The 8,420-nt window shown below is 66.5% G+C and carries 7 protein-coding genes; 5 read left to right on the forward strand and 2 right to left on the reverse strand.

The features are described from left to right. The first annotated feature begins 119 nt into the window (after nt 1–119). Both lspA and WAE60_RS23205 read left to right on the forward strand, forming a co-directional pair. Nucleotides 120–629, forward strand: a complete 510-nt coding sequence (gene lspA / locus WAE60_RS23200) for a signal peptidase II (protein ID WP_029907957.1) — start codon at nt 120–122, stop codon at nt 627–629. Nucleotides 630–744: 115 nt separating this feature from the next. Next, nucleotides 745–1,311 (forward strand): DUF3035 domain-containing protein, encoded by a 567-nt coding sequence (locus tag WAE60_RS23205; RefSeq protein ID WP_029907958.1) that lies wholly within the window; start codon nt 745–747, stop codon nt 1,309–1,311. A 204-nt stretch (nt 1,312–1,515) separates the two neighbouring features. On the opposite strand, the gene WAE60_RS23210 is transcribed toward WAE60_RS23205, so the two are convergent. Both WAE60_RS23210 and WAE60_RS23215 read right to left on the reverse strand, forming a co-directional pair. After that, a complete protein-coding gene (locus WAE60_RS23210; RefSeq protein WP_337689093.1) occupies nt 1,516–2,460 on the reverse strand; it encodes a TraB/GumN family protein in 945 nt (314 codons plus the stop codon). A gap of 108 nt (nt 2,461–2,568) precedes the next feature. Next, nucleotides 2,569–3,564, reverse strand: coding sequence for a TraB/GumN family protein (locus WAE60_RS23215; protein WP_337689094.1), 996 nt, complete (start codon nt 3,562–3,564; stop codon nt 2,569–2,571). 130 nt (nt 3,565–3,694) lie between these two features. Between WAE60_RS23215 and mutL the strand changes: the two genes are divergently transcribed. The 3 genes from mutL to WAE60_RS23230 all read left to right on the forward strand — a co-directional run bounded on the left by mutL (nt 3,695) and on the right by WAE60_RS23230 (nt 8,007). Next, nucleotides 3,695–5,668: a DNA mismatch repair endonuclease MutL gene (gene mutL / locus WAE60_RS23220; protein WP_337689095.1), complete on the forward strand. Its 1,974-nt coding sequence runs from the start codon at nt 3,695–3,697 to the stop codon at nt 5,666–5,668. 123 nt (nt 5,669–5,791) lie between these two features. Next, nucleotides 5,792–6,976: a DUF262 domain-containing protein gene (locus WAE60_RS23225; protein ID WP_337689096.1), complete on the forward strand. Its 1,185-nt coding sequence runs from the start codon at nt 5,792–5,794 to the stop codon at nt 6,974–6,976. Beyond that, nucleotides 6,976–8,007, forward strand: coding sequence for an MAE_28990/MAE_18760 family HEPN-like nuclease (locus WAE60_RS23230; protein WP_337689097.1), 1,032 nt, complete (start codon nt 6,976–6,978; stop codon nt 8,005–8,007). Before WAE60_RS23225 ends, WAE60_RS23230 begins: the two co-directional genes overlap by 1 nt. Nucleotides 8,008–8,420: the final 413 nt, after the last annotated feature.

Raw genomic sequence — 8,420 nt, forward strand, 5'->3', positions numbered from 1 at the left:
TAAGGCGCCGGACGGCGTGCCGGCACGCTGGCGAACAGCGTAACCCCTCACCTTCCCACCGCTGCGCGGCGGGCCCCTTCCTCTCCCTCTGGGAGAGGATCAAGGAAAAGCGACGAAGAATGCTCAAGATCACCCGCCTCGGCTGGACCGCCTACGCCATCGCGATCGTCACCATCGTGCTGGACCAGATCAGCAAGGCCTGGATCCTGTCGACCCTGGGCGCGGCGCCCGGCGCCAGCCAGCAGGTGGCCGGGCCGTTCTACCTGACCCTGGTGCATAATCTGGGCATGAGCTTCGGCCTGTTCCGCGGGTCGGAGCTCAGCCGCTGGCTGCTGACCCTGTTCTCGGCCGCGGTGGTGATCGGCCTGGCGGTCTGGGCGCGCAAGGCGGTCAAGCCGCTGGTCGCGGCGGGAATCGGCCTGATCATGGGCGGGGCGTTCGGCAACAACCTGATCGACCGCATCCGCTACGGCTACGTCGTCGACTTCATCGACGTCTCGCGCCTGCACTTCCCCTGGGTGTTCAACGTCGCCGACTCGGCCATCAGCATCGGGGTCGCCCTGCTGCTGCTGGACAGCTTCCTGTCGGAAGAAAAGACCATGGCCAATCCGGACGGACACGGGCTTTAGGCGTACAATAGCGCCCTAACACAGCCACGATTTCGAGGAAGATTGGCGCCCGGCCTCGGATGTCGTATCGAGAGCGTCCGAATTTACGGCCCGGGGGGCCGGTGGAGCAGGTTTCATGAGTTTCTATCGGGTCGCGACCCTGGGCGTTCTGGCCTCCGTGGCCGCCATGGGCCTCGCCGGTTGCCAGTCCACGTCCAAGGCGCTGGGCATGAGCAAGGTGGTTCCTGACGAATTCCGCGTCGTCACCAAGGCCCCGCTGGTGGTGCCGCCCGACTACAGCCTGCGCCCGCCGGCCCCCGGCGAGCCGCGCCCGCAGGAGCTGCAGCCCGAGAGCGCCGCGCGCCAGGCCCTGATCGGCCAGAGCAACGCCGCCGGCCGCTCGGACGGCGAGAAGCTGCTGGTCTCCAAGGCCGGCGTCGACAAGGCCGATCCGCTGATCCGCTTCGTCGTCGACGACGAGAACGGCGACCTGGCCCACAAGGACGAGAGCTTCTCGCAGAAGGTCATGTTCTGGAAGAAGGGCGACAAGACCGCCGCCCCGACCGCGTCCGAGACCGGCGCCACCGACGCCACCCCGGTCGACGCCGCCACCGAAGAGGCCCGCCTCAAGGAACTGACCGGCAACGGCACGATCGTCATCGCCCGCGAAAAGGACAGCAAGATCAAGCTGCCGGGCCTGTAGGGCCGGGTTTTGACCCGCTGAAGTTTCGAAAGGCCCGGAGGGAGACTTCCGGGCCTTTTGCCTTGGCTCCGCCCCCTACGGGGGCGGACAGACCGCGAAGCGGTCAGGTGGGGGCAAGTCGGTGAGCCTCGGCGCCCTACGACCCATTTGCCCCCCTACGGATCGCTTCGCGATCGTCTTCCCCCACAGGGGGAAGAGCCAGCCTCACTCCCCCGGCGTCGAGACCTCGAACCCCCGCGCCCGCATCTGGTCCAGCACCCCGCCCCGCGCCACCAGGCTGCGGACGCCGTAGACCGCCACCGCGTGGCCCGGCGTGCGCATCGCCGCCGACAGCGCCTCGACCTCGTCCGCCGTCCCCTTGCGCTCCAGGTCGGCCATGCCGGGCAGGGCCAGCAGGCAGCGCTGGAAGTTGCGGGGGCCGGCGATGGCGCCGCGCACGTCGCCGCGCGCCCAGGCGCGGGCGGCGGCCCGGGCGGCCGCGGGGCCGGCGTTGACCTCGTCCAGCACGCCCTCCAGGCAGATCAGCCCGGCCTCGCGCGAGTGCTCGCGCACCGCCGTCCTGATCAGCGGCATGGCCTTGTAGGTGGCGGCCGGCCGGGCCTTGACCCCGTGCTTGCGGGCCAGGCGGCCGATCGTGCGTTCGGGCTCGGCCGTCTCCAGCCGCACCGACTTGCGGTAGTCGCCGGCCATCATGATCCCCGCCCCCAGCGGGCTCCAGCCCTCGTAGGCGTCCGGCCCCTTGCCCAGGGTCGCGCGGGCCTTCGCCAGCTTGGCGGCCAGTCCGCCGGCCGACGCCTCCAGCGGTTCCTTCGACTTCAGCTTGCCGCGCAGGGCCAGGGCGGCCGGCAGGTCGCCGATCCCGGCCTTGCCCTCCGGCGGCAGGATCACGGCGAAGGCCCCGTCCAGCCGATGCTCCAGCACCCCGGTGTCCCAGGCCTGGCCCTTGGGCAGGGCCTGCAGCACGCCCAGCATGTAGATCGTGGTGTCGCCGTCCGAGATCCGCCACCAGGCCGGTCCCGGCAGCCTGGCGCTGACCACCAGGGCCTCGACGACATTGGCCTCGGGATCGTCGAGGCCGGGCGCGGTCTGGGCGTGGGCGGGGGTGGAGGTCAGGGCGAGGGCCGCCGCCAGGATCGCCAGTCGCCGCATGTCGTGGACCTCCAGCTCAGCCGGGGACACGCCCTCGCGGCGTGTCCCCAACAGACGCAGTGCGAGACTTGGGGACACGCCGCAAGGGCATGTCCCCGTCAGAACCCTCTACTCCCCCGGCGTCGTCACCGTGAAGCCCTTGGCCCGCAGCTGGTCCAGCACCCCGTCCTCGGCCAGCAGCGAGCGCAGCTCGATCACCGCCACGGCCTTGCCGGGCGTCTTCAGCGCCGCGGAGATGGCCCGCACCGCGTCGTCGCGGCCGTCGCGCAGGTCGTGGGCGATCGACGGGGTCGAGGCCAGGCAGCGCTGGAAGCCCCGGTCCGCCGAGACCACCTGGCGCACCTCGCCCCGCGCCCAGCGCTCGGCCAGGGCCTTGATTCCCTCCTGGCCGCTCTCGGCCTGGCGCAGGCCCGCGTCCAGGCACAGCTCCTGCAGCGGCTGCGGCGCCCCGCCCAGCGACTTGATGGCGTCGACCAGGCTGTAGCCGGGCAGGTTCTGGATGCGGGGACGCTTGTCCAGGTCCTTGCCCTTGGCGATGTCGCGGATGGCGTCGGTGACGCCGCCCAGATGGATCGAGACGTCGCCGCCCTCCCCGCCGTTGGCCACCAGGAAGCCGGCGAAGGCGGGTTTGACCTCGTCCATGCTGTCGGGCTTCTCCTTCATCGCCGCCAGCCGCGCCTCCAGCCGGGCCCGCAGGTCCGGCGGCAGGGTCTGGCGCATCGGCTTGTCGGTGATGAAGTAGCGCTTGCCGGCCAGGGCCAGCGAGATCAGCCGCACCACGCTGACGTCGGCCTCCTGGCCCATGATCAGCACGTTGGCCCCGTCGACGCGCCGCTTGAACACCGACTCGTCGACCTCCAGCTTGGCGGGCGTCAGGGCCGGCACGCCCAGCACATAGACCGTGGTGTCGGCGTCGCTGACCTTCCACCAGGCCGGCCCCGGCAGGCGGGCGTTGACCACCAGTTCCTCGACCATGTTGGCCTCGGGGTCGACCTTGCGCAGGTCGATCGGCCCGGAGGCGTCGACGGCCTGCTGGGCGAAGGCCGAACCGGAAAACATCAGGCCCAACACCGCCAACGAGGCGGCCAAGCGCAACTGCGTCACTATCTGTGTGTCTCCAGCCGTGGCGGAATCGATCTAGGATGATCGGTCTTCCACACTTGGAAGGGCCCCAAGCTGGGCCGTCAAATTACCATGCTGCAATGCGGCCCCGGCCGCGCCGAAAGCGTTCCCGATGCCCATCCGCCGCCTGCCGCCCGAGACCGTCAACCGCATCGCCGCCGGCGAGGTGGTCGAGCGCCCGGCCAGCGCCATCAAGGAGCTGGTCGACAACGCCATCGACGCCGGCGCCACGCGCATCGAGGTCGAGGCCCACGGCGGCGGCCTGACCCGCATCCTGGTGGCCGACGACGGCTGCGGCCTTTCCGCCGAAGAGCTGCCCGTCGCCATCGAGCGCCACGCCACCTCCAAGCTGGCCCCCGACGAGGACGGCCTGTGGGACCTGCTGCGCATCCACACCATGGGCTTCCGGGGCGAGGCCCTGCCCTCGATCGGCTCGGTGGCCCGGCTCTCCATCTCTTCGCGGGCCAAGGGCCAGCGCGACGCCTTCTCGATCCTGGTCGAGGGCGGCAGCGTCGGCGACGTGGCCCCGGCCGCCTTCGCCGGCGACCACGGGGCGCGGATCGAGGTGCGCGACCTGTTCTACGCCACCCCCGCGCGCCTGAAGTTCATGAAGTCCGAGCGCGCCGAGGCCCTGGCCATCACCGAGGAGCTCAAGCGCCAGGCCATGGCCCACGAGGCCGTCGGCTTCTCGCTGGACATCGACGGCCGCCGCATCCTGCGCCTGCCGCCCGAGCATCCCGGCCCGCAAGGCCGCCTGGCCCGCCTGTCGGCCGTGCTGGGCCGCGACTTCCACGACAACGCCCTGGAGATCGACCAGACCCGCGACGGCGTGCGCCTGTCCGGCTTCATCGGCCTGCCCACCTACAACCGCGGCAACGCCGCCCACCAGTACCTGTTCGTCAACGGCCGCCCGGTGCGCGACCGGCTGCTGCAGGGGGCCCTGCGCGCGGCCTACGCCGACTTCCTGGCCCGCGACCGGCATCCGACCGCCGCCCTCTATGTCACGCTCGACACCGCCGAGGTCGACGTCAACGTCCACCCCGCGAAAGCCGAGGTGCGGTTCCGCGACCCGGCCCTGGTGCGCGGCCTGATCGTTGGGGGCCTGCGCCACGCCCTGGCGGCGGCCGGCCACCGCGCCTCGACCACCACGGCGGCGAGCGCGCTGGACGCCATCCGGGCGCAGAGCATGGTCCCGTCGCCGGGGGGCGGCGGCTATCCCGGATATCAACCCGGCCCCTCCCCCGCCGGCTTCTCGGCCTGGCAACAGGGCGGCTGGACACGGCCCGCGCCCCAGGTGCTGCCGGGCCTGTCGGACGTCTCGGCGAGATACGAGGCCGCGCCGGAGGAGGCCTACGCCACGCGGGCCGAAGCGTTCGGCGCCGGCGGCGGCGGCGTGGCCGAGGCGGTGCGCGAGGCGGCGTTCGGCGGCTACGACGCCGCGCCCAACGTCGCCTATCCCGGCCCCGGCCACGACCACGGCCCCGCCCCGGCCTTCGACCCCGTCGACTTCCCGCTGGGCGCGGCCCGGGCCCAGGTGCACGAGACCTACATCGTCGCCCAGACCCGCGACGGCGTGGTCATCGTCGACCAGCACGCCGCCCACGAGCGCCTGGTCTACGAGCGGATGAAGGGCGAGATGGCCGCCGGCGGCGTCGCCCGCCAGACCCTGCTGCTGCCCGAGGTGGTCGAGCTGGACCCCGCCGAGGCCGAGCGCGTCGTCGCCCGCGCCGAGGAGCTGGCGGCCCTGGGCCTGGTCCTGGAAAGCTTCGGTCCCGGGGCCGTCCTGGTCCGCGAGACCCCGGCCCTGCTGGGCAAGACCGATGCCGCGGGCCTGGTCCGCGACATCGCCGACGACCTGGCCGAGAACGGCCAGGCCCTGGCCCTGAAGGAACGCCTGGAGGAGGTCTGCTCCACCATGGCCTGCCACGGGAGCGTCAGGGCCGGGCGGCGGCTGAACGCCGTGGAGATGAATGCGCTGCTGCGGGAGATGGAGGCGACGCCGCATTCGGGGCAGTGCAACCACGGGCGGCCGACTTATGTGGAGCTGAAGTTGGCGGATATTGAGCGGTTGTTTGGGAGGCGGTAGGGGGCGTTTCGCCGGCAGGCGATGCGGTGGCTGCTGGTTGTGGACAAGCTTCGGCGCTAAAACATCTGACTGCTTAGACTCGATTCCGGGAATGTCCGCAGGATATCGACAAGGAGGTAGCGGATGCCGCTTGCACCATCCGAGCAAAACCTCTGGGCCAAGCCGCCCAAAGAGAGAGCTGCCCGAGTTACCGATGCCGAAATCAACGAGCGGTACGCCCGGGGTGAAGGCCGGATTGTTATCGAGACCAATCGTGAAAAGCTGCCAGGCTTTGTAGCTTCGCTCAAGCAAGCCAATTACATGGACTTGCGCCCCTTCTATCAGCGCCGACCGCGTTGGAGCCCGGAGAAGCAAAGCCTACTGATCGAGTCCTTCATCATGAACATCCCGGTGCCACCAGTATTTTTGTACGAGAAGGAATATAATTCGTACGAGGTTATGGATGGCCAACAGCGTATCAGCGCTCTTCGGGACTTCTACGAAGGAAAATTCGAGCTTGCGGGTCTGAAACAATGGCCGGAGATTAATGGCCGAACCTACCAGACACTGCCTGATAAAATCCAATCTGGACTGGACCGACGCTCCATAACGTCAATCGTCCTACTCAAAGAATCGACAACAGACGAGGATGAAGCGTCGAACCTTCGCGAGACAGTGTTCGAGAGGCTGAACACCGGAGGGGTACAACTTACGCGGCAGGAAATCCGCAACGCTTTGTACCGAGGCCGGGTAAATAACCTCACAGATAGACTCTCCCGTTTGCCAAAGTTTCGGGCGGCCTGGGGCATCCCCCCCTACGTCGAGAACGAGATCGAGGTGACTCCTGGTCTGCTCGAAAATTCAATGTACCAGAAGATGGAGGATGTGGAGATGGTACTCCGATTCTTCGCCTTAAGGCATTCATCGAACTATAGACACGGCATGCAGGGATTTCTCGATCTCTACATGCGCAAGGCAGCAAATTTTACAGAAGCTGACACAGAGGTCCTCGAGCGCGAGTTCATCGATACGCTGGATCTCGTGACGGATGTGTATGGTGATCTTGCCTTCCGCCCTTTTAATCCGGATGAAGATGATTGGATGCCTGCAGCCCAGAAGGCCTTCTTCGACGCCGTGATGGTTGGCATGTCAACTTTTCTCCCCCGCGCCGCAGAAGTGCGGGAAAAGGCACCGAAAGTTCTCGTCGCAACCGCTCAGATGTTCAGAGACCAAGACGAGGGTACATTCACAGGTCGCGGAAACACTAAGGCAGATATCCAGACCCGGATACGTCTGTTCACAGAGATGGTCGCGGGAGCCATAGCCTGATGCACACGGCGCTGCTCGATCGCAGCCTTGAGGCGCTTGACGCCGTTCGCAAGCATATCTCCTTCTCCGCAAACTTGCGAAGCCAAGTCGGCGCGGCAAGCTTCCGCTGCAGGGCAGATGGCGCGCCATGCTTCGATATGGAGCACATTTTAGGTGATGCAGCCGATGCGACCAGCTGGAGAGTGATCGACCACTGCGCCGCAGTCACACGGACCTATGCCCTGTTTGAATCCTTTGTTTTGGAAATTCTCCGAGAATACCTGACGTTCCTCTCGGGATCTTACACACTTACCGAATTAGGGCAAGAATTTAAGTCAAAATATACTCGCGGCGTGGGTCAAATACTTATAGACCAAGATAAGCAACGATTTCGATCCCTTGATATGACATCTATCATTAGAGCCGCGGCTGATGCTGTATCTGACAGGGCTAATTATCAAATTCAGCCCGAGGCCCTACTAAGAGCCGAGCAGAACCTTCGCATGACGGAGCTGCAGAGACTGTTTAGTCAGTGCGGCCTCAGTGGCGTTGAACAATGGGTCACCTCTCATTCAGCTGTTGAAGAATTCTTCACAACCCAATCGCGCCTCTCTGAAACCGCCGCAAGCGAGTTAAGGCAGATCGTTGACTACCGGAATGAAGCTGCGCATGGAGATGTCGATGACGTCCTCGGAGCTGATGTCCTCATCGAGTTCACGCACTTTTTCGATGCCCTATGCCGTAGCATTGTTGATTTCATCCAATACGACACTCTGCGCCGAGCGAAAGAACTCGGGCGCGCCACTGTGGTCGGCGTCATATCAGAGCGGTTTTCCGGAGACATCGTGGTAGCTAAGGTAACGAACGCGACGATATCAGTGAACGATCAGCTCTACATTTGGGGCAAGGGCCTGACGATGCTAGCAGAAGTAAAGAGCATCCGACTCACCGATGTCGAAGTGGAGACAGTGACAATTGCGGCAGAGACTGAAGTGGGGCTTAGAATCGGCGTCCGAGCCAAGGTCGGGTGCGAGTTGGTGACCTTCACCTAGACGCCTTAAACCCTTGGTGGATGGGAGCTCTGGGGACTGACCGAGTCAAGGACCGCCTCCGGCGGCCGCGGAGCGGCGGCGCGGCGCGCCGTCCTTGACTCGGTCAGTCCCCAGAGCACGCTGGCAGCCAAGGTTTCAAGGCGCGGCCTCGCCGCTGCGGGCGGTCTTTCCGGGCTCGGCCACTCCCTTTTGATCCGCTCATCCCGGCGAATGCCGGGACCCAGATGGAATGGCTTTGAGGCTGACGCCACGAGCGCTGAGCCTCTCCAATCAACCAGACCGCCATGGGATCTGGGTCCCGGCATTCGCCGGGATGAGCGGAGGTTAGGGGGGATACAGCGCGCTCAATCCCCGCGAACCGCCGCACAAACCCCAACCCATTCAACGCCCTGCAACAAAAGCAGCGTCACATT

Origin of the sequence: Caulobacter sp. CCG-8, from assembly GCF_037402475.1 — a bacterium.
Classification (GTDB): domain Bacteria; phylum Pseudomonadota; class Alphaproteobacteria; order Caulobacterales; family Caulobacteraceae; genus Caulobacter.